General features: G+C 42.4%; 22 protein-coding genes. 10 read left to right on the forward strand and 12 right to left on the reverse strand.

Going from position 1 to position 22312, the window contains the following annotated elements:
* Positions 1 to 192 precede the first annotated feature (192 nt).
* Together glmM and DSL64_RS09040 are read left to right on the forward strand one after the other, a co-directional pair.
* Positions 193 to 1596 carry a phosphoglucosamine mutase gene (gene glmM / locus DSL64_RS09035; RefSeq protein WP_115830584.1) on the forward strand — a complete coding sequence of 468 codons (1404 nt, stop codon included), beginning with the start codon at positions 193 to 195 and terminating at the stop codon, positions 1594 to 1596.
* Positions 1597 to 1598: 2 nt separating this feature from the next.
* Complete coding sequence (locus DSL64_RS09040; RefSeq protein ID WP_115830423.1) at positions 1599 to 2747, forward strand: cysteine desulfurase family protein; 1149 nt, start codon at positions 1599 to 1601, stop codon at positions 2745 to 2747.
* A gap of 61 nt (positions 2748 to 2808) precedes the next feature.
* Here the strand turns inward: DSL64_RS09040 and hemH are convergent, their stop codons facing one another.
* The 9 genes from hemH to DSL64_RS09085 all read right to left on the reverse strand — a co-directional run bounded on the left by hemH (position 2809) and on the right by DSL64_RS09085 (position 10426).
* Positions 2809 to 3870, reverse strand: a complete 1062-nt coding sequence (hemH, locus tag DSL64_RS09045) for a ferrochelatase (protein WP_115830424.1) — start codon at positions 3868 to 3870, stop codon at positions 2809 to 2811.
* 89 nt (positions 3871 to 3959) lie between these two features.
* Positions 3960 to 4907, reverse strand: coding sequence for an N-acetylornithine carbamoyltransferase (locus DSL64_RS09050; RefSeq protein ID WP_115830426.1), 948 nt, complete (start codon positions 4905 to 4907; stop codon positions 3960 to 3962).
* A 56-nt stretch (positions 4908 to 4963) separates the two neighbouring features.
* Positions 4964 to 5365, reverse strand: coding sequence for a GxxExxY protein (locus tag DSL64_RS09055; RefSeq protein WP_262512411.1), 402 nt, complete (start codon positions 5363 to 5365; stop codon positions 4964 to 4966).
* Between the two features lie 101 nt (positions 5366 to 5466).
* Positions 5467 to 6597 carry an aspartate aminotransferase family protein gene (locus tag DSL64_RS09060; RefSeq protein ID WP_115830427.1) on the reverse strand — a complete coding sequence of 377 codons (1131 nt, stop codon included), beginning with the start codon at positions 6595 to 6597 and terminating at the stop codon, positions 5467 to 5469.
* 102 nt (positions 6598 to 6699) lie between these two features.
* On the reverse strand, positions 6700 to 7683 hold the full coding sequence (gene argC, locus DSL64_RS09065) for an N-acetyl-gamma-glutamyl-phosphate reductase (protein ID WP_115830429.1): 984 nt from the start codon (positions 7681 to 7683) through the stop codon (positions 6700 to 6702).
* Positions 7683 to 8084, reverse strand: a complete 402-nt coding sequence (gene vapC / locus DSL64_RS09070) for a type II toxin-antitoxin system tRNA(fMet)-specific endonuclease VapC (RefSeq protein ID WP_115830430.1) — start codon at positions 8082 to 8084, stop codon at positions 7683 to 7685. The genes argC and vapC overlap by 1 nt, the downstream gene beginning before the upstream one ends.
* On the reverse strand, positions 8081 to 8317 hold the full coding sequence (locus DSL64_RS09075) for a hypothetical protein (protein WP_115830432.1): 237 nt from the start codon (positions 8315 to 8317) through the stop codon (positions 8081 to 8083). Before DSL64_RS09075 ends, vapC begins: the two co-directional genes overlap by 4 nt.
* Before the next feature lie 62 nt (positions 8318 to 8379).
* Complete coding sequence (gene argG, locus DSL64_RS09080; RefSeq protein WP_115830434.1) at positions 8380 to 9579, reverse strand: argininosuccinate synthase; 1200 nt, start codon at positions 9577 to 9579, stop codon at positions 8380 to 8382.
* 136 nt (positions 9580 to 9715) lie between these two features.
* Positions 9716 to 10426 carry a GNAT family N-acetyltransferase gene (locus DSL64_RS09085; protein WP_115830435.1) on the reverse strand — a complete coding sequence of 237 codons (711 nt, stop codon included), beginning with the start codon at positions 10424 to 10426 and terminating at the stop codon, positions 9716 to 9718.
* 365 nt (positions 10427 to 10791) lie between these two features.
* On the opposite strand from DSL64_RS09085, the gene aat reads away from it, so the two are divergent.
* From aat to DSL64_RS09110, 5 genes are all read left to right on the forward strand, one after another.
* Positions 10792 to 11409, forward strand: a complete 618-nt coding sequence (gene aat, locus DSL64_RS09090; protein WP_115830436.1) for a leucyl/phenylalanyl-tRNA--protein transferase — start codon at positions 10792 to 10794, stop codon at positions 11407 to 11409.
* A gap of 131 nt (positions 11410 to 11540) precedes the next feature.
* Positions 11541 to 12572 (forward strand): glutamate 5-kinase, encoded by a 1032-nt coding sequence (gene proB, locus DSL64_RS09095; RefSeq protein WP_115830586.1) that lies wholly within the window; start codon positions 11541 to 11543, stop codon positions 12570 to 12572.
* On the forward strand, positions 12572 to 13822 hold the full coding sequence (locus tag DSL64_RS09100; protein ID WP_115830437.1) for a glutamate-5-semialdehyde dehydrogenase: 1251 nt from the start codon (positions 12572 to 12574) through the stop codon (positions 13820 to 13822). The genes proB and DSL64_RS09100 overlap by 1 nt, the downstream gene beginning before the upstream one ends.
* 97 nt (positions 13823 to 13919) lie before the next feature.
* The gene (locus tag DSL64_RS09105; protein ID WP_115830438.1) at positions 13920 to 15005 is read left to right on the forward strand and encodes a M20 family metallo-hydrolase; all 1086 of its coding nucleotides are present in this window, start codon (positions 13920 to 13922) and stop codon (positions 15003 to 15005) included.
* Between the two features lie 5 nt (positions 15006 to 15010).
* Positions 15011 to 15838: an enoyl-CoA hydratase/isomerase family protein gene (locus DSL64_RS09110; RefSeq protein WP_115830439.1), complete on the forward strand. Its 828-nt coding sequence runs from the start codon at positions 15011 to 15013 to the stop codon at positions 15836 to 15838.
* Between the two features lie 113 nt (positions 15839 to 15951).
* Here the strand turns inward: DSL64_RS09110 and DSL64_RS09115 are convergent, their stop codons facing one another.
* From DSL64_RS09115 to DSL64_RS09125, 3 genes are all read right to left on the reverse strand, one after another.
* Positions 15952 to 17514, reverse strand: a complete 1563-nt coding sequence (locus tag DSL64_RS09115) for an Rne/Rng family ribonuclease (RefSeq protein WP_199539363.1) — start codon at positions 17512 to 17514, stop codon at positions 15952 to 15954.
* 256 nt (positions 17515 to 17770) lie between these two features.
* Entirely contained in the window at positions 17771 to 18616 is an 846-nt protein-coding gene (locus DSL64_RS09120; protein ID WP_115830441.1) for a tetratricopeptide repeat protein, read from the reverse strand.
* A 30-nt stretch (positions 18617 to 18646) separates the two neighbouring features.
* The gene (locus tag DSL64_RS09125; RefSeq protein WP_115830442.1) at positions 18647 to 18952 is read right to left on the reverse strand and encodes an HU family DNA-binding protein; all 306 of its coding nucleotides are present in this window, start codon (positions 18950 to 18952) and stop codon (positions 18647 to 18649) included.
* A gap of 159 nt (positions 18953 to 19111) precedes the next feature.
* Here DSL64_RS09125 and mutY point away from each other — a divergent pair, with 159 nt between their 5' ends.
* The 3 genes from mutY to DSL64_RS09140 all read left to right on the forward strand — a co-directional run bounded on the left by mutY (position 19112) and on the right by DSL64_RS09140 (position 22307).
* Positions 19112 to 20191, forward strand: a complete 1080-nt coding sequence (mutY, locus tag DSL64_RS09130; RefSeq protein ID WP_115830443.1) for an A/G-specific adenine glycosylase — start codon at positions 19112 to 19114, stop codon at positions 20189 to 20191.
* Between the two features lie 92 nt (positions 20192 to 20283).
* Entirely contained in the window at positions 20284 to 20754 is a 471-nt protein-coding gene (locus DSL64_RS09135; RefSeq protein WP_115830444.1) for a single-stranded DNA-binding protein, read from the forward strand.
* A 248-nt stretch (positions 20755 to 21002) separates the two neighbouring features.
* On the forward strand, positions 21003 to 22307 hold the full coding sequence (locus DSL64_RS09140) for a transporter associated domain-containing protein (RefSeq protein WP_229217011.1): 1305 nt from the start codon (positions 21003 to 21005) through the stop codon (positions 22305 to 22307).
* The last annotated feature ends 5 nt before the right edge of the window (positions 22308 to 22312 follow it).

Raw genomic sequence — 22312 nt, forward strand, 5'->3', positions numbered from 1 at the left:
TGCAGGACTCGTTGGCGTCCACATCCCCTACGTATATTCAAGAATTTCTGGAAATCGCTATATACGTGCGACAACTATTGATTACAGGTTGTAAGCCATTTAATCAATACAAACTTTTGTTTCGTAAAAAACCAATTTCAGGTACGGAAATTTAGTATTTTTGTGCCCAAACAAACAGAGGAATTCAAGATCGTGACGTTAATTAAATCTATATCTGGGATCAGAGGAATAGTGGGGGGGAAATCCGGCGAAGCGCTGACTCCTATTGATGTTGTAAAATTTGCTGCTGCCTATGGTACATGGCTGAGAAGGGCTAATCCACAGAATCAGAAGGTTGTAATCGGTAGAGATGCACGCCTTTCCGGTGAAATGGTGAGCCGGTTGGTAGCTGCTACTTTGCAGGGAGTAGGTCTGCATGTGGTAGATTTGGGATTGTCTACAACACCAACGGTAGAGCTGGCGGTAACCATGGAGAATGCCGCAGGTGGGGTAATTCTTACTGCAAGCCACAATCCTATCCAGTGGAATGCACTAAAGTTGCTCAATGGCAACGGAGAATTTATCTCGGAAGCGGATGGAGAGGAAGTGTTACGTATTGCAGACCAGGAAGATTTCATCTTTGTTGATGTAAAAAAATTGGGATCTTACAGCACAGACGATACGTACCTGCAAAAGCATATTGACCACATTTTATCCCTTAAGCTGGTTGATGTTGAAGCGATCAAAGCTGCTAATTTCAAAATAGCAGTTGACGCAGTAAACTCTACCGGTGGAATATTTGTGCCTGCGCTTCTGGAAGCGCTTGGTGTAGAAACCAAAAATATCAAAAAACTGAATTGTGACCCTACAGGTAACTTCGCTCACAATCCGGAACCTCTGCCGGAGCACTTGCGTGAGATCAGTAAAGAACTCAATGACGGAGCATTCAATCTGGGTATTGTAGTTGACCCGGACGTAGATCGTCTTGCTCTGATGTGCGAAGATGGTTCTCCTTTTGGTGAAGAATACACATTGGTAGCAGTTGCTGATTATGTATTAAAAAACACGCCTGGTAATACTGTTTCCAATCTTTCGTCCACAGCTGCATTGAGAGATGTTACGCTGAAAGCGGGCGGGAAGTATTTTGCCTCCGCAGTAGGTGAGGTGAATGTTGTGACCATGATGAAGGCGAATGATGCCATTATCGGGGGAGAAGGCAATGGCGGGGTGATCTATCCGGAAAGCCATTACGGACGGGATGCCTTGGTAGGAATTGCATTATTTCTAACGCATTTGGCTAAGTTTGGAAAAACGGCTTCCGTACTGAGAAAGTCATATCCGGGTTATTATATCTCAAAAAATAAAATTGAATTGACGCCGGAAATCGACGTTGATAATATATTGAGCCGCATTCAATCAAGATATTCCAAACAACCATTGAGCACAATTGATGGTGTGAGAATAGAGTTTGACAGGGAATGGGTTCACCTGCGTAAGTCTAATACCGAACCGATTATCCGAATTTATTCGGAGTCGGAAACGCAGACAACCGCGATTAATCTTGCCAACAAAATTATATCGGACATTAAGGAAATTATTTCAGAGCCGAAGGTATAGTTATGAAGGTATATTTAGATAATGCAGCTACCACACGTTTAGACACGGAGGTGCTGGAGGCAATGGTGCCTGTAATGGCTGAGCAGTATGGGAATCCTTCCTCAATTCATGCCAATGGCCGTGCAGCACGTTCTTTGATAGAAAGAGCGAGAAAAAGTATAGCAGGTATTCTGAATGCGGCCCCTGCTGAGATATTTTTCACCTCTGGAGGCACTGAAGCAGACAATACTGCGATACGTTCGAGTATTGAAACACTTGGGCTGACTCATGCAATTACTTCAAAGATAGAGCACCACGCTGTTCTGCATACGCTTGAACATTTGCAAAAAGCAGGCCGTATAGAGTTGAGCTATGTGAATCTGGACGAGCAGGGAGCGGTAGATATGGAGCATCTTGAAGTGCTGCTTCAGTCAAATCCGAGGTCTTTGGTTTCGTTAATGCATGGAAATAATGAGATCGGCAATTTGCTGGATCTTGAAACAACAGGAGATTTGTGTGAGAAATATAATGCAATATTTCATACCGATACAGTACAGACAATGGCGCATTATCGTCATGACCTGCAGAAACTGAAAGCCAATTTTATAGTTGGTGCAGCGCATAAATTTCATGGTCCTAAAGGGATTGGGTTTCTGTATGTGAGGCCGGGAGTTAAAATACATCCTTTCATACATGGCGGTGCGCAGGAGCGTAATATGCGTGGTGGAACAGAGAATGTATACGGAATTGTAGGGCTGGCTAAAGCGCTGGAAATTGCATACAGAGATATGGATGAGCATCGTGCCCATATCGAAGGTCTAAAAGCAAGAATGATCGGTGCTTTGAAAGAGCAAATTGATGGTGTGGAGTTTAACGGAAAGTCAGGCCAATTGGATAGTAGTCTTTATACCGTCCTGAATGTAAGTTTGCCTCCGTCGGATATGAGTGATATGATGCTGTTCAACCTGGATATTGCAGGTATATCTGTATCAGGAGGAAGTGCTTGTTCAAGCGGTACAGATATTGGCTCTCATGTGCTCAATGAGCTTGGGTTAGATCCACAAAGGGCCAATGTACGTTTCTCTTTCGGAAAATATAATACAGAAGAAGAAGTGGATTATGCTGTAAAAACACTGGCAGGTTTTTATAGTAAGGAGCCAGCAGTTCTTTAAAAGGAAAAGAGCCGGGTCGCAAAATGATCCGGCTCTTTTCATATATATCGTAATGGTTCACTCAGGCTTTTCGAACCATATCCTCCAAAGCTTCAATCCAGATATCACTGTCATTCAAGCTTTCTACAAGCTGCCAGTGTTGTCCTCCTTCTTTTTCAAAGAGCTCTTTATACTCTTCACCCACTTCAATTGTTGTTTCCAGGCAGTCGGCTACAAATGCGGGAGAGAATGCCAATACCGACTTGACACCCTTTTTAGCAAGTTCCGGAATGATTTCGTCCGTATAAGGTTTGATCCAGGGCGTTTTTCCAAGTCTCGACTGGAATGCAATGGTATATTTTCCTTCCGGAATCCCCATTCCTTTCACAAAAAGACGGGTTGTTTCAAAACATTGCGCTCTGTAACAATGCTGGTTTTGGGTGGTCAGCGTATCGCAGCAACTTCCAAAACTACAGTGGTTAGCAACATCACCCTTTGTAATCTGCCTTTCAGGAATTCCGTGGTAACTGAAAACGAAATGATCATAATCTCTCTGAGCCATGTATTTTTTGCCCAGATTGACAAAACCTTCAACAAACTTAGGATGATCCAGGAATCGGTTGATGAATTTAATCTCCGGCAATACCTCCCAGTCTTTAATTACCTCCATCACCTTCTTATATACCGAACCGGTAGAGGCAGAAGCGTATTGAGGGAAAAAAGGTACTACGATGATATCGGTAAGACATTCTTTACGAAGTTCGGTAAGTCCTTTTTCGATGCTTGGATTCTGATAGCGCATGGCCAGCTTCACCACGTAGTTATCTCCTAGTACCTTTTGCAACTTTTCTTCAACGGAATGTCCATATATTTTTAACGGCGAACCTTCCGGCGTCCATAGCTCTCTGTACACTTTGGCTGATTTCGGAGCACGGAAAGGGGCGATGATAAAGTTTATAAGAAACCAGCGGTTCAGATAAGGGATATCAATAACTCGCTCATCCATCAGGAATTCCCTGAGATACTTGCGTACATCGGGAACGGACGGGCTGTCGGGTGTTCCCAGATTTACGATCAGAACGCCAGTTTTCTTAATTTGTTTTTCAGTTGAGGTCGATGTATATGTCAATGTTTCGGTATGCATTACCAGTAGTATTTATTTCATGGTGAAGGATGAAGCCCGGAAATATAACGGCAGCCCAACCCTTAAAAGTTCGACTGCCTTGCAGGTTGTTACATTCCGATAAGAATTTCCCGCAAAACAGCCTGCGCAGACCATTCTCTGTTAGCAGCCTGTTCGATTACCAGAGAGCGCGGTCCGTCAAGCACTTCATCAGCCACTTTCATGTTTCTTCTCAATGGAAGACAATGCATAAATTTACCGTTGTCAGTAAGACTCATTTTTTCTTCTGTGATCATCCAGGATGGGTCGCTGCTGAGTACCTGTCCATAATGATTGAACGATGACCAGTTTTTGCCATATACAAAATCAGCACCTTCCAACGCCTTATTCTGGTCGTAGATAACCTGTCCCTTCCCGACGAATTCAGGAGCAAGATCATATCCTTCCGGATGTGTAATGACCAATTCTACATTCATCGGGTTCATCCATTCGCAGAAGGAATTGGCAACCGCCTGAGGCAGTGCCTTAAAGTGTGGAAGCCAGGTCAGAACTACTTTCGGGCGTTCCTTCACACGGAATTCTTCAATTGTGATACAGTCGGCCAGGGATTGTAACGGGTGGCGTGTCGCTGACTCCAGGTTGACGATCGGTACCTCAGCATATTTTTTGAATTGCTCAAAAACGATTTCCTGATAATCTTTCTCACGGTCCTGCAGACCGGCAAAAGAACGGATTCCGATGATATCGCAATAGCGACCGATCACGGCGGCAGCTTCCTTCACATGTTCCGCTTTATCACCGTTCATAATCACACCTTCCTCCATTTCCAGGCCCCATCCATCTTGTCCCACGTTCATCATGATCACATTCAGACCAAGATTTTGTGCTGCTTTCTGAGTACTCAACCGCGTACGCAGACTGGAATTGAAAAACAAAAGGCCGATTGTCTTATTCTTCCCCAGTTCATTATCACCAAAAGGATTTCTCTTTGAGATAATTCCGCTGGTAATAAGTTGGTTAAGGTCTGTTACGTCGTTTATGGATAGGAAATGTTTCATTTTTTGTGCTCTATTTAATCGCAGAGTTTAATGAGGTACACGCAGAGGTCGTGGAGTTAATATTTATTTACGATTCGTTTAATGCCATTTTTTAACGAAACTACATTAAAGTTAATAAGTAAGCCAACTTTACATTCAGATAGTCGAAGGTATGTTAAAGTTTGAGCGAAATGGACTTCATTCAAAGCTTCAACTGCCTTTAACTCAACAATTACCTTATTTTCAACAAACAGGTCAATCCGAAATCCAGCTTCCAGAATAATTTCATCGTACAATACTGGCAGACTTTTTTGTTTTTCTACATGCAAACCGTGCTTTTTTAATTCATAGAATAAGCATTCCGCGTATACGGATTCCAGTAATCCTGGTCCCAACGCACTGTGAATTTTAAAACTGTATTGTAGTATTATCTGAGTTATATCGTTCTCCTCCAAAGAACTGTTTATATTTCTATTCATTTCTTCCCCATATTTTAGTAAATTTTGGGTGAAGCTTTCTACGTTGAATATCAAATATATGGTTAATAAACTCAGCGGAACACAGCGCTAGACTCTTTTCTTCACTCTGCGTTTAAGCAGGCGCGAAGAGCATCCAGGAAGGCATCTGCCTCTTCTTTACCCAATGCCAATGACGGAAGCAAGCGGATCGTATTAGCTCCTGCTACGCCGGTAAACATCTTGTGTTCGAAGAGTAACTTGTTCCTCAGATCCTTTACAGGGAAATCGTACTCGATTCCGATCATCAGTCCACGTCCTCTCAGTTCCTTATATCCTCCAATTGCTTTGATACCCTCCAAAAGATAATTTCCGATTTCAGTTGCGTTGGCCAGTAGGTTTTCTTCTTTCATAATATCCAGAACTGCAATCCCTGCTGCACAAGCCATGTGATTTCCTCCAAAAGTTGTTCCCAGCAAACCATAGCTGGCTTTAAATTTAGGAGAGATTAATACCCCGCCAATCGGAAAACCATTGCCCATACCTTTTGCCATGGTCATCAGATCCGGGTGAATGCCGCTGAACTGGTGAGAAAAAAACTTACCCGTACGTCCATATCCGCACTGCACACTATCCAGAATCAGCACTGCGCCGGTTTCATCACATTTCTTACGTAATGCCTGCAGGAATTCATCAGAAGCAACCTGAATACCGCCTACTCCTTGTATACCTTCTACAATCACTGCGCAAACTTCATCCGTAATGCCTTCTTCCAGGGCACTTACATCATTGAAAGGAAGGAAACTTACGTGCTCGTTGTAGTTAATAGGAGCAACTATAGACGGATTGTCAGTAGCAGCTACAGCACCTGCAGTACGTCCGTGGAATGCCTTTGTAAATGCAACTACTTTCTTACGACCTGTATGGAAAGAAGCCAGTTTAAGTGCATTTTCATTAGCTTCAGCACCTGAATTGATCAGGAATAATTTATAGTCAGGGTAGCCCGAGAGCTCTCCCAGCTTTTCTGCCAATTCTTCCTGCATGGATATTTTTACAGAATTGGAGTAAAAATTGATCGCATGAAGCTGTTTGCTTAATTTATCAACATATTTTGGATGGCAATGACCCACAGAAATTACAGCGTGACCGCCATATAGATCCAAGTATTTAGTGCCATTCGAATCCCATAAGTAGCTTCCTTCGGCCTTTACAGGTTCTATATCGTAGAGTGGGTATACATCAAATAAATGTGACATAATCTTGAATGTAGTTTAAACGCAGAGGAAAATGAGTGATTACACAGAAAGAGTAGTTCAGCGTCCTCAGCGCTTCACCTCCATAACTCTGCGTTAAACAAATTAAAATGACGGAGCCTTCAACCTCAAACCGGCATCCTCAGGTAATCCGAATGCCAGGTTAAGATTCTGAACTGCTTGTCCTGATGCACCTTTTGTAAGGTTATCAATGATGCTGGAAATCAACAGTTGTCCGTCATGCACTTCGAGGTGGATCAGACATTTATTAGTATTAACCACCTGCTTCAGGTCAATCGGCGAATCACTTACATGCGTGAAAGGATGACCGGCATAATAGGATTTATACAATTCTTTTGCCTCTTCCAACGTACCGTCAAATGGCGTATAGACATTGGCCATAATACCACGGGTAAAATCTCCGCGGTAGGGTACAAAGTGAACCGCTTTGCTAAAATCAGCCTGTAGCTTGGTAAGGCTCATTTTGATCTCCGTCAAATGCTGATGTGTAAAAGCCTTATAGATGGACAGGTTATTGTTCCTCCATGAAAAATGAGTAGTCGCGCTGAGCGCTTGTCCGGCACCGGTGCTTCCGGTAACGGCACTGACATGTATATCCTCTTTGATTAATCCCGCTTTTGCCAGAGGCAAAATAGCCAGCTCTATACTCGTTGCAAAGCAGCCGGGATTAGCAATTTTCGAAGACGTTTTGATCTTATCTTTCTGCAGCTCAGGAAGTCCGTAGGTAAATCCGTTGGATTCGTTACGAAAATCTGTACTAAGATCAATGATCTTTACAGTTTCAGGAACATTGTATTGGTCAAGAAACTTTTTAGATTCTCCATGTCCTGAACATAGGAAAATAGCTCCCAGGTCTTTCTCATTCAGTAGTTCCTGGATTTCTTCTCCTGAAAAAATCAGGTCTGTGTCGCCCAACAGGTCAGTATGTGTCGCGTAGACTGGTTTGCCCGCCTGACTTTTACTATGTGCAAAGGCAACGTTCAGGTAAGGATGGTTAATCACAATTCTCAGCAATTCACCTCCTGTATATCCTGCCGCACCGATTATTCCGATATTGATATTTTGCATTATTCTACCCAATTTTCTAATGTCAAACCACTTACTCTTCCAAATTCTTTAGTGTTGTTGGTCACCAGTGTGAGCCCCAGGCTAAGAGCATGCGCTGCAATTAAGAGATCATTTGAGCCAATAACTGAACCACTGCTCTGTAAATCTGCCCGGATAATCGCATAAAATTTTGCTGCAGTAAGATCAAAATCAACAATTGTTAAAGGCTCTAAAAAAATTTCAAGAGCTACCTTGTTTTGTTCTTTTTTCTGACTTTTAGCTACGCCAAACCAGAGCTCTGCTACCACAATTGAGGAAACTAACAAGTCACCTCTAGATAGTGATTGAAATTTTGAGAAAACTTCTGGTGGCCTGTTGTTAATAATGTAGGCAATGATATTGGTATCAAGTAAGTACTTCATTCAAACAAATTTTCAATTTTGTCCAATGGAGGTTGCGTCTGGTCCTTCATATAGTCGTTTGAAAAGTCATCAAGATTTTTCCACCATTTCTGAAGCTCCTGATCGGAGGAAAATAATCTCTTTCGTTTTTTTTCAACTACAAATTCCATATAGTCAAATACTTCCTGAAGTAAATCAGGAGGTAATTCCAACGCTTTCTTTTGAATTTGATTCTGAAGTTCTGTGATTGTCATAACTAAAATCTTTAATAAGACTTACGAATCTCAACCAGCTATCAACAATTGCCCCTAAACGATTAGTTGTTGCTCTCGCTTACTTTCTGATAAATCATTACCTGGTTAGATGCCACTTTGGAGAATCCGCGGACATCGTCTCCGGTCCATGCATTGTTCATTTCTCCGTAGCTGCCAAATTTCGATGACATCAGATCATAGGGTGATTCGATTCCCTCAACATGGAAGCGATATGGAGCAAGATGTACATGCACTCTTCCTGTTACGTGAGCCTGAGTATCCGCAAGGAAAGTTTCTATATTACGCATTACCGGTTCTACAAACTGGCCTTTGTGAAGTAAACTTCCGTACCAGTTAGCCAATTGCTCTTTCCAGTATAGTTGTTGTTCGCTCAATACATGTTTTTCAAGTGTATGATGCGCTTTGATAATCACCAAAGGAGCAGCAGCCTCAAATCCAACGCGCCCCTTAATTCCGATAATCGTATCTCCGACGTGGATATCACGACCAATTCCGAAAGGTTGTGCAATAGCTGCCAGTTTCTGAATGGCTGCTACCGGGTTTTCGAAAGATTCACCCGCAACACCTTTCAACTCACCTTTCACGAATTCCAGAGTGATGGTTTCCGGCTCAGTCTTAGAAACCTGGGTTGGCCATGCTGATTCAGGCAAGTACTGCTCAGAAGTAAGTGTTTCTTTTCCTCCAACAGATGTTCCCCACAATCCTTTATTGATACTGTAAGCGGCTTTTGCCCACTCACGTCCAACACCCTTATTGGTCAGATATTCAATTTCCGCTTCGCGTGAAAGTTTCAAATCACGAATAGGAGTAATGATTTCGGCATCAGGAATGATGATGCGGAAGGCCATGTCGAAACGAACCTGGTCATTACCAGCTCCGGTGCTTCCGTGTGCTATTGCATTTGCTCCGATTTCCTTTGCGTACTCAGCAACTGCAACCGCCTGGAATACACGTTCCGCACTTACCGACAGTGGATAAGTATTGTTTTTCAAGACATTACCAAATATCAGATACTTGATGCAGTCGTTGTAATAATCTGCCGTTTTAGAGATAGTAGCATGATTTTTAACACCCAGGGCATAAGCGTTAGCCTCAATAGTTTTAAGTTCTTCGTCTGAAAAACCGCCGGTATCTACAAGCACAGAATGTACTTCATAGCCTCTGTCTTCGGCTAAATATTTTACACAAAAGGAGGTATCTAATCCTCCGCTGAACGCTAATACTACTTTTGGCTGTGACATTACGGGAAAATAGGTTCTTATTAAACTTTAAAACTGAAATACAAAGTAACAAAAAAATACCTCGCGTCGGGCTTGAAAAGCGGCCGGGCGAGGTATTTATACGATATTAATAATCTGTAAATGAATGCAGGTACATTTAGTGTACGAGCATAGCCTCGGCGTTTTTCTTTTTCGCACGTTCTTCCCTTCGCAATAAAATACGTTGTTTGATACGCATCCAACGCTCGTAGAGGCTTGATTCTTTAAGGAAATCCCAGGTATCCTTTTCGGCCTGCGTTTCTGTTTTCTTATGATCGTCAGGATTATACATCATGCCGGTGCAAAGGCAGTGCTTTCTGCCGGTACGCATCAGAACATCATAATTTACACAACTTGCGCATCCTTTCCAGAAAGCGTCGTCGGCAGGAAGTTCACTGAACGTTACGGGTTCATAACCCAGGTCAGAGTTGATCTTCATTACCGGCAAGCTTGTAGTGATACCAATAATTTTGGCATCGGGATATTTTTTGCGTGAAAGTTCAAAAGCTTTCTGTTTGATCGCTTTAGCCATTCCACTATTTCTGAAATCAGGATTTACAATAAGGCCGGAGTTTGCTACGAATTTGCCATGTTCCCATGTCTCAATGTAACAGAATCCTACCCACTCTCCGGTATTGGTAGTTGCGATAATCGCCTTTCCCTCAACCATTTTCTCCATGATATATACAGGAGAACGTTTAGCTATACCAGTACCACGTTTTTTGGCACTCTCTTCCATTTCCGCGCAAATAGTTTCGGCATAATGGAGATGATTTTCATTGGCAGTTTGTATAACGAACTTGCTGCCCACTACTTCGGTATTTTTCATTGATGGCTATAAAGACAAAAAATGTTCGAAACAAAGAATTTAATTCCCAGAAATAACGATGGGACGTTTCAAAAATTTAAAGAAAAAGGCGGAGAAAGTTTTGCTGCGTAGGCAAAATGAGATTAGACGGTCCGGGGGGACCTAAACCTGAATGGCGTAGTATGAAGAACAGTATGTATTCCGTTGCTATTCATGTACTTTGGTTAGTCGTCTAAGAGGATGCAAATTTCGCACAAAAAATTATTATGACAAAACAACATGAAATATATTTTTGTGGTTCACTGTAATCAAGAAAAATTTGATTGCGACCTCAGAGGATTAGTGCTAACTATGTATGATTTTATACCACAAACTTAATATTTCTAATGGCGGTTATTAGTACCGATGATCTTTTGTATGGCTATATAAACGGCATTTTTCCAATGGCAGAGCCGGATGGAACCATATATTGGTATGCGCCTGATCCCCGGGCTGTAATTCCCATTGAAACTTATAAGCCCGGCAAGTCTCTGAGACCTGTTTTGAACAGGAAACAATTCGATATCAGGATTAATACGGATTTTGAAGGCGTAATGAGAGGATGTGCAGGTTTGCGGGTACTTAGTAAAAACCAGGAGGAAGAAGGTAGCTGGATATCCGAAGACATTATTGCATCCTATGTTGGACTGTACAAACTTGGGTTTGCACACAGCGTGGAGGCCTGGAATAACGGACAGCTTGTTGGTGGGCTGTATGGTGTATCTGTTAATGGTGTTTTTTTCGGAGAGTCTATGTTCTCCAGAGAAAGCAATTCGTCTAAAGTAGCTTTCCATTATCTGATACAGATTTTAAAAATCAATGATTTTAAATTGCTGGATACGCAGTTTATGAACGATAATGTGCTTCGTTACGGAGCCATTGAAATTCCCAAAGATGAATATATGAGGAGATTGCAGGAGGCGCTGATACTGGACAGGAAGTTTAACAAAATTACCTTTCAATGATGAGTGCGGTATAACTTTCTTGATCTTCCAGCCATTATATCTTCTTTTCTGATTAAGAAAAGTTAAATTTGGGATAAAATTGTTTTATAGTTCTCAGCCACTTCGTGCGGCCGGATTTACAGAAGTTCACAGTGTCAAAACCAATTCTAGTTATAAAATTCGGAACGGCTTCCATTACGCTGGCATCCGGAGAGCCTGATGTGAGAATCATCTCAGAAATAGCAAGGCAGGTTTCTTCTATTCACTCTCAATACAGAATCATCATTGTTTCATCCGGTGCGGTAGGTGCAGGAAAAGCCTATATTCAGGATTATAAAGGAACCATGACGCAACGCAAGGCAGCTGCATCAGTGGGTAATCCTTTGCTGGTTGGGTTGTATGCAAGTTATTTTGCTCCGAATCAAATCTATATAGCGCAAAGTCTTTGCGAAAGACAGCATTTCGCTAACCGCAATAAGTTTCTTCAACTGAAAGGTACATTTGAAGAACTTTGGGAAAACGATATTATTCCTATTGTCAATGAAAATGACGTTGTAAGCGACCGTGAGTTAAAGTTTTCGGACAATGACGAACTGGCTACGTTACTGGCTGTGGGCTTTGGTGCTGAAAAACTCATGTTCTGTACTTCGGTAGGCGGCTTGCTCGATGAGAACGGTGGTATTATCCGGAACGTAAATAATGTGAATGAGGTTTTCAGATTTGTACGTACGGATAAGTCTTTCCTTGGTTTGGGAGGTATGGCTTCCAAGCTCACATTTGCCAAACTTGCTGCACGTATGGCTATTCAGGTGGTCATATTCGGTATGAATCAGACAGATGAACTTCTGCTGGCTCTGGAAGGCAAAGCAGGGACTGTGATAGGAGCGGGAAAAAGTACCTTGTCGGCACGGAATCGCTGGCTGGGTAGCGGAGGATTGGTTTCCGGAACGCTGCATATCGACGAAGGGGCTTCCAAGGCACTGTTGAAAAGAAAGAGTTTGCTTGCAGTGGGCGTTACTGATGTAACCGGTGAGTTTGAAGCTGGTGAGATTATAGAGATATATTCGCCGGATCATGAAATGATCGCTGTGGCGCGTGCAAGAGAAACTTCGGGCGCGATCAAAGAAAATTTAAAGACAGTGAATTTTGAAGTGGCGCATGCCAATGATATCGTACTATTATAATGGACTCCATTTTACCTTTACTAAAAGCTACTCAGGACGCATCCGTTGCGGTACGTAAGCTGAGTGATAAGGACAGAGCTGATCTTTTGCTATCTCTGGCAAACAAGGTCATAGCGAATGAAGAACAGATTGTTGAGGAAAATAAAAAAGACCTCGACGCAATGGATGACACGGATCCCAAAAAAGATCGTCTTCTACTCAATAAAAAAAGAATTGAAGCTCTGGCCCAAAGTCTTCGGGATGTGGCTGCCCTGGCTGATCCCACGGGTAAAGTGCTTTTGGAAAGAACGATTGAACAAGGACTTTCTTTGCAGAAACTGGCCGTACCGCTGGGTGTAGTGGGTGTGATATACGAATCCCGCCCTAACGTGACGCTGGATGTGGCGGCACTTTGCCTGCGTTCCGGGAATGCCTGTGTATTGAAAGGTGGTAAAGAAGCACATTATTCCAATACGTATCTGGTAAGTTTGATTCACGAAAGTCTGGAAGAGATAGGTGTACCTGCTGCTGCGGTGAACTTGTTGCCAACGGGCCGGGAGTTTGTGATGGAATTACTGACGGCTACAAAATATGTGGATATTATCATTCCAAGAGGTTCTGAAGGATTAATAAAATTCGTTCGTCAGAATTCTCTGGTTCCTACTATTGAAACCGGAGCCGGTGTTTGCCACACCTATGTGGAGAAAACGGGTGATTTGGACAAAGCCGCTTCTATTGTTGTGAATGCAAAAGTTTCACGACCATCTGTTTGTAATTCTCTGGATACTATCCTGGTAGATAAAGAGGTTGCCGCGGATTTTCTGCCAAAGCTGAAAGAGGAGTTTGTAAAATGGAATGTGGAAGTATTTGCAGATAAAACGGCCTATGGTATATTCGAGGGAGTTCAATATCCTTTCTTACAGAGAGCGGAGCCTGAGGATTTCGGGCGTGAGTTTCTTGACTATAAATGCTCGGTAAAAGTTGTAGATGGGCTGGATGAGGCGCTTGGTCATATCCGTGAACATTCGTCCCGTCACTCGGAGGCAATTATTTCGAAGGATAGCGATGCAATTGATAATTTTCTGAAAGAAGTGGATGCTGCTGCGGTATATGCCAATGCGTCTACGCGCTTCACCGATGGAGGAGTTTTTGCTTTGGGTGCTGAAATAGGCATTTCTACGCAGAAGCTACATGCACGTGGACCGTTTGCTCTGGAAAAACTCGTAACAGAAAAATGGGTTGTGAGAGGCGACGGACAGGTGAGGTGGTAAATATCTCTAATGGAATTCTAAGGGAGTAGTACTGTAAGGTGCAACTCCCTTTTTTTATACCTTTGCCCAAAATCATCGGAGAATAACCCAACCCGTCATGGAGAAAGTAGAAGCGATTGAGCATATAAAAATATTGAGTGAGGAAGCTGTTGCATTACTGAAGGAATTGATAGAAACAGAGTCGTTCAGCAGGGAAGAGGAAGGGACAGCATTTTTGATAGAGAATTATTTCAATAAAAAGGGAATTCCTTTTTCCCGTAAAAAGAACAACTTGTGGGCGTTCAATAAGCACTTTGATCATACTAAACCTACATTGTTGCTGAATTCCCATCATGACACAGTAAAACCTAACAAATCCTGGACACTCAATCCTTTTGTTGCTAAGGTCGAAGATGGTAAATTGTATGGTTTGGGCAGTAATGATGCAGGCGGTTGTCTGGTTTCTTTGTTGGCTACGTTCTGTTACTTCTATGAGTATGAGAATCTGAATTATAATATAGCAATTGCGACTACTGCGGAAGAAGAAATATCAGGTAAGGAAGGTTTGGAAATAGTGGTGCCCGAGTTGCCTGAAATTTCGTTTGCAATTGTGGGTGAGCCTACTGAAATGCATCTGGCTGTGGCAGAAAAGGGGTTACTTGTACTGGATTGTGCAGCGAAAGGGAAATCGGGACATGCGGCACGGGAAGAAGGTGATAACGCCATATACAAAGCTTTGAAAGATATTCAGTGGATCAACAGCTATCAGTTTCCGAAAGTGTCGCCTACTTTGGGACCCGTAAAAATGTCTGTCACCATCATCAACGCCGGAACACAACACAACGTGGTTCCAGATGTATGTAATTTTACTATAGATGTGCGTGCAACAGATCAATATACACTGGAGGAAATCATTGACGTAATTCAGGAGCATATTGGTTCAGAAGTGAGTGCCAGATCCATTCGTTTGAGACCATCAAGTATTCCGATGGATCACCCGATTGTCAAGGCCGGACTGGCTTTGGGAAGAAATGCATACGGCTCGCCAACTACATCTGATCAGGCATTGCTCGATTGCCCTTCACTGAAAATGGGTCCGGGTCATTCGGGACGCTCGCATAGTGCTGATGAGTTTATTTATTTACATGAAATCGACGCTGGTATCAAGCAGTATATTACCATGCTTGAAGCGGTAATTCTTTAAATAAGATGCAGTTTTATCGGGAAAAGGATATTCAGAAGTTTGATCAGGTTCGATTTGTATATGTCAAAACTGAACTAAAAGGTCATGTATTCCGGATTACGCTGAATCGTCCTGAAAAACGCAATGCTTTCACGCCAACGATGGTGAAGGAAATTACCTACGCGTTGGCGTATGCACATTATACGCCGGAAGTGAGGTGTGTAATACTTGAAGCCAAAGGGCCGGTTTTTTGTGCAGGAGCAGATCTGAATGCTTTCCATAATCCGGATGCCGATATAAAGAATGAAAGCCTTCCGGAGATTCAGGGAGAAGCCCGACTAGGTGATGCATTCTCTCAGCTGTTAAAACCAAGTATAGCGCTTGTAGAAGGACCTGTGTTAGCCGGAGGTTTTTTACTGATATGCGGCTGCACATTCGTATTGAGCGTATCTGAAGCTACGTTCAGTCTGCCAGAGGTGAAGAGAGGCATATGGCCGATGCAGGTGATGGAATCGCTGACAGGGTTGGTGCCGGCTCGTAAAATTATGGAAATGGCTATAACAGGAAAAAGTTATTCAGCCGCTGAGGCCCTGGAAATGGGTCTGCTCACACAGGTTATATCTCCTGAACAAATACAAAGGGAAGCGGATAAACTGGCAGATCTGATATGCGAGAACGCGCCGTACGCCATTCAATCTGGTTTGAAGGCATTTCAGAAATTACCCTCGATACCTGCAGGTGACCGTCATCGTTTTTTGAAAGAGCAACTGGATTTTTTACTACTTTCAGAGGATGCGAAAGAAGGTACAGCAGCATTCCGAGAAAAAAGAAATCCCATCTGGAAAGGTAAATAAGCAGTTACTATAACCTAGCCAACATTGTCTGGAAGGTTATTGAGTGACTATTGTGATCTTCCTTAGCCGGGCCCTAAGCTAACGGCTAAAAGCTGATAGCTAACAGCTAGACATCAGTTGCCCGGAACAATCTCAATCTCCTCCCCATACTGGTTATGGAATTTGAAGTCTGTAACGCCCAATGATGAATCCTTGATGAGTTTAACCCAGGTTTTGTATTGGAAGAACCATTTTACTTGTCGGGAAATAATACCTTTTGTAAAATAGGAATGCAGGAATGGATGCAGTAAAATCGTAATTCCACGCTCATTTTGTTTTGAGAGCATATAATCCAGATTGTTCTCAATTACATCTGAAACGAGAATACTTGCCTGAATACTTCCTGTACCACCGCAGGTAGGGCAGGTTTCGCGGGTGACGATATTCATTTCAGGTCTTACACGCTGACGTGTAATTTGCAGCAACCCGAATTTTGAAAGAGGAAGAACTGTGTATTTTGAGCGGTCGCCTTTCATTTCGTCCCGCATCGTATCGAAAAGAACGCGTTTGTTTTCCGCTTTCTTCATATCGATAAAATCGACGACGATAATGCCACCCATATCGCGCAGACGCAACTGGCGGGCAACTTCTTTGGCTGCTTCGAGGTTCACACTCAGTGCCGTAGCTTCCTGATCTTCTTCAGAATTAGATTTGTTACCGCTGTTTACGTCGATAACGTGAAGTGCTTCTGTGTGCTCAATAATCAGGTATCCTCCGTTAGGAAGACTTACAGAGCGTCCGAACAATCCTTTAATTTGCTTTTCAAGACCAAACTGTTCAAACAGTTTATTCTTACCATTATGCAGTCGGAGAATGTTCTCTTTTTCAGGAGCAATGTTGTGGATGTATGCTTTGATATCGTCATACACCTCTTTAGAATCCACGGTGATACTGTCGAAAGATTCGTTCAGCATATCGCGGATGATGGAAGAAGCACGGTTCATTTCACCTATCACGCGGTCACGTGGTTTGGCATCACGAAGTGCTTTAATTCCGTTTTCCCACTTATCAAGGCAATCCTGAAGATCTTTATTCAGTTCGTCAACATCTTTTCCTGTCGCTACTGTACGGATAATTACTCCGAAGTTGGCAGGCTTGATGGATGACATCAATCTTTGCAAACGGTTTCTTTCCTGCTTGTCAGTAATCTTCTTGGAAAGGTTTACTGAGTTGGAAAAAGGAACCAGAACGATGTAACGACCGGCAATCGAAATGTCGCAGGATAAACGGGGACCTTTGGTAGAGATTGGTTCTTTTACAATCTGAACCAGAATAGGCTGATTTTTGGAGAGTACTTTATCAATTTTTCCAAGCTTCTCAATTTCAGGCTCCATCTTGAAGTTATTCAATTTGCCTGAATTCGCACGCTTGGAGATTACATCCTTGGTGAGTTTGTTAAGAGAGTTAATATTCGGACCCAGATCTAAATAATGCAGAAATGCATCCTTTTCAAATCCCACATCTACAAAGGCAGCATTAAGCCCTGCCACCAGTTTCCTGACTGTACCGAGGTAAATATCACCTACGGTAAAGCTTTGATCCGGTGTTTCAACGTGATACTCTAAAAGACGTTTATCCTGCAAAAGGGCTATACGCTCTCCCTTTTGAGTAGAATTGATTAGTAATTCGTTACTCAATGTTCCACCAACTGAATGGCTATCTTAATGTTAATACTCGACCTCCTCATAGAATTAATGAGGCATTACGCAACCGTGAAGAAGGTATGACCGGATTGTAGCAATCCGGTCAATTACCAATTATTTCTTCTTATGTCTGTTTTTTCTAAGGCGTTTCTTTCTCTTGTGAGTGGAGATCTTATGTCTCTTTCTTTTCTTTCCGCAAGGCATAACTTATTCGTTTAATATAAATAATTGTGTTGTATACTTAATTCAATCAGTTGTTGAGCCGCTGTTCCAGTTCGCCGATAGCTTGCTGAATAACAGGATCCTTTTCTTCTTTTTTAACTTCAGAAAGGACTTTTCTGGCTTCATCATTTTTACCAAGTTCTACCAAAGTTAAACCGAGATAGAATTTAGCTTTGGTGTTGGCAGGGTTGTTCGTCAGTATCTGACGGAAGCGGTCAGCTGCCTTCGAATATTGATTTGAACGCATCGACAGAATACCAAGATTGAACAAAGCCAATTCATTGGTAGGGTCTGTATCGATTACCTCACGTAACATGGTTATACCCTGCATAGGGTTTTCTGTGTTTACGTAAGTCATGGCCATATTGGCTTTTACTGCCAGCAGACCTGAATTCTTATCAATTGCCTTTTGATAATACTCACGGGTTTTTATCCCAAGATTTTTCGACTTTTGCTCATCCACTGCAAAGCCGTATGCTGCGTAGTAACGATCACCAGTCCTGACTATGTTATCCAGAGAAGGATCTAGGATAGCCACTTGTTCAGCATAAAAGGCAGCGCTGTCGAATTTCTGCAATTCTGTAAATTTATCAGAAAGTTTTATTCCGGCAGTAACTTTTTCTTTATCGTTTGCAAGAATGAAGCCACCTCTAAGCTGATCAACGGTTTTTTGTTGTTCAGGTGATAAAGTGGCTCCATCGTGCGAATTGGCAGGTGTCTCAGATGGAGTCGATGCGCTTGATGCCTCGGCTGTCTGAGCTTTTTCAGTGTCCACTTCTTTCCCTTTGTTATTGACAACTACCTTAGGCAGACTGAATAGAGTACCTACTAAGGCAACTGCAAGTACACAAGAAAGCAAAATGGATTTTTTCATACTGTTTATAACCAAACCTTGTGAGGTGAATTACTTTTCAGCGTAAGCTTTAAGTTTGTCACTTTCTTTAACCTGTTCAACGAAAACTTTAGCAGGTTTGAAACTTGGTACAAAATGCTCGTCAATAATCATTGAAGTTCCCTTTGAGATATTACGGGCTACTTTACGTGCACGCTTTTTGTTTATGAAGCTACCAAAGCCTCTAACATAAAGATTCTCACCATCAGAAAGTGAGTCCTTTACCACGGTGAAAAACGATTCTAGCGTTTGTTGAACATCGCCCTTGTCTACGCCTGTTTTCTCAGAAATTTGTGCGATTACGTCTGCCTTAGTCACTTTGATTGTTTACTTTAAGTGGATATTATTTCATTTATTTACTTCCTCCTCCAAATTTTGGGAACACAAAGGTACGCTATTTTTACCTGAATTTAAAAGGATGGCTTTTCCATTTTTTTTATAATCGGTTAAAAAACAGAGTATATAAGTACAAACGATATGCTATCCGATCAGTTACAGATCATTGATTTTAATAAAAGGCTTAAAACCTGGTACATCCAAAATCACAGGCCTTTACCATGGCGGGAGACAAGAGATCCATATAAAATATGGCTGTCCGAAATTATTCTTCAGCAGACACGGGTTGCTCAGGGATTGCCTTACTATGAAAGGTTTACAGAGACGTATCCGACAGTGTCTGATCTGGCGTCGGCGGAAGAAAAGGACGTACTCAGGCTGTGGCAGGGACTGGGCTATTATTCAAGAGCGCGCAATATGCACTACACTGCCCGCCAGATTATGACAGAGTTCGGAGGGAGTTTCCCTTCCACAGCTGCCCGGCTTTCGAAACTAAAAGGCTTGGGGCATTACACTGCTGCAGCCGTAGCTTCATTTGCTTTTGATGAAGTAATTCCCGCTGTGGACGGGAATGTGTACAGAGTTATGGCGAGGTTGTTTGGGATTTATACGGACATATTGAGCAATGAAGGGAAAAAGGAGTTTACAGAGACTGCACAGCAACTTATATCCAGAGAAGATCCGGCTATTTACAATCAGGCGATGATCGAATTTGGGGCGCTTCAGTGTGTTCCTGTATCTCCCAAATGTGATGTATGTACCTTCAGGGATATGTGTTATGCCAACATGCACAATAAGCAATCCGAATTGCCGGTGAAGCTGAAAAAAGTGAAGGTACGCAGCAGATATTTCAACTATTTTATCACTGAGTGTGAGCATAAAATAGCAATGAAGGAGCGTTTGGGGAAGGATATCTGGAAAGGTTTGTATGATTTCCCAATGACTGAAACTTCTCATGAAATTGATACGTTGGATGATTTGCCGGTAAACCAGGCTGTGGATAGCATTCTTCGCACTGGAAGAATCAGGAATGTTCCTAAAACTTATACGCATTTGTTGACACATCAGAAGTTGTTTGTCCGGTTCTGGTGGATTGATATTACAAATGATGCTGATTTACCATCTATGGATGGATATCATTTTTATGATACAGATGAAGTGGCCAATCTGCCAAAACCAATATTGGTTGATATGGTTCTCAAAGAGGAAGGGTATCTATGAGAAGGATAGTGCTATAGCTTTGATGTACTGTTTTAAGTTATTATCAACTATCTTTAAATTATATAATTGCAAATATTTAGAACAAAAAAATTATGGCAGGGAGTGTTAATAAAGTGATTCTGATTGGAAATTTGGGGAGCGATCCGGAAGTACGTTATCTGGAAAGTGGCTCTGCAGTTGCTAAGTTTAGTATTGCTACGACCGAAAGTTATACCAACAAAAGTGGTGAAAGGGTCGACAATACGGAATGGCACCGAATTGAACTTTGGGAAGGTCTTGCCAAGGTGGCAGAAAAATACCTGAAGAAAGGTAATCAGGTGTATATTGAAGGTCGTATTCGAACTGATAACTGGACTGACAAAGATGGGCAGCAAAAATCGGGTGTGACGATTCGCGCCAATAGTATGACACTTCTGGGAGGACCAGCAGGTGGAGGTTCAAATGAGAATAGCAATCATGGGTATGCGCAACAGCAGGCACCCGCGCGGCAAGTTCCGAGGGCTAGCGACCCGGTTCCGCCTTCGATGGCAGCCGGAAGTGACGACGACGATCTGCCATTCTGATATATGCCGGACTTTTGTCTGCCGCTAACTGCAGACAAAAGTCCGCTAAAGCTAATCCCCGGCAATATACAATGATTGAAATATTGTATACGGATATGAAGGCACTTCTGCTCAGAATCGTTACATTTATGATAACATAGCTTATTACGAACGTTTTTCAGCAATCTGTGAAAGATAAAACCGATAACGAAGATCCTCTTCCCCGAAAGCGGTGGGGGTTATTAAATCCCCCTGAATTATCACAATTTGTGTCAGAAGATATATTCTCAAATCTTCAGATTTACAAAAAAGTCTCCTATTCTTACAGAGCTATTCCCCTCATCGCCGGTATTGAAATTCCGATAGATAAGTATCTGGTTTATGACCTTTCATTTGTAATATTCCTGTTTGTCCTTTCCCTTTTTTTCTCAGGTATCAGAGCCGCCTATTCTGCTGCGGGGCTGATGGAAAATCCGTGGGAACGGAAATCAGATACCGATAACCTCCTTCCCAGTCGTATACAGCAACTGACGCTCTCACTAATGCAGCGTGGAGTTACGCTTGGTGCGGTACTTTTGGCAGCACGCCTCGCCTGGCTTCATTTACAGGGAACTGAAGAGCAGATAGTCAGATGGTCGGTGATTGGATTCCTTTGCTTATGGATCTGGTTGGATGCAATGGTTCGTTTCAACAGTGCAAGGAAGGCATTGGATCTGATTCCTAAAATTACAGGCATCACAAAGTTTTTGATCAAAGTTTGTAGCCCGTTGACAAAACCAGTGATGAAACTCGGGTTTGCAGTGGGCATACTTACTCCCGAAGGAGCAGAAATATCGACAGAGCGACTTGAAGCCAAAGCAGAAAGTGAGGAAGAATCGGATCTGCTCCGTGGACTGGCGAATTTCAGACAGACCAATGCAAAAAAGGCGATGCAAGCCAGGTTGCATATTACGGCATTTGATATTGAGCTGAATTTCCATGAGCTCATGGACAAAATCAATAAATCAGGTTATTCGAGAGTGCCGGTTTTTAGGGAGGATCTGGATCATATTGAAGGTATTCTTAATGTTAAAGATTTGCTTCCGCACTTGCATCTGGATGAGCATTTCAACTGGCAGAAGCTGATCAGACCGGTGTATTTTATCCCGGAAAGCAAACGTCTGGATGATTTAATGCAGGATTTTCAGACCAGAAGGGTTCATATGGCTATTGTCGTCGACGAGTACGGCGGTACAAGCGGACTTATTACATTGGAGGATATCATTGAGGAAATATTCGGAGATATTAATGACGAATACGACGAAGATGAAGAGGTTAACTATACCCAGGTTGACGAAAATACTTACGTTTTTGAGGGAAGAGTATTGATCAATGATTTATGCCGACTGTTAGGACTCGAAACAGATTACTTCGATGAAGTGCGTGGTGGAAGTGAGTCGCTGGCTGGTCTGCTTTTAGAACTTTTTTCAAGATTGCCCCGTACCGGAGAAATAGCAACACACAGAGAAATTACTTTTAAAGTACAGTCTGCTGATAAAAAACGGATCAAAAAAGTAAGGGTTTTAGTGTCTTGATTTTT

The sequence above is a fragment of the Dyadobacter luteus genome (genome assembly GCF_003383615.1).
GTDB classification, from domain to species: Bacteria; Bacteroidota; Bacteroidia; order Cytophagales; family Spirosomataceae; genus Dyadobacter; species Dyadobacter luteus.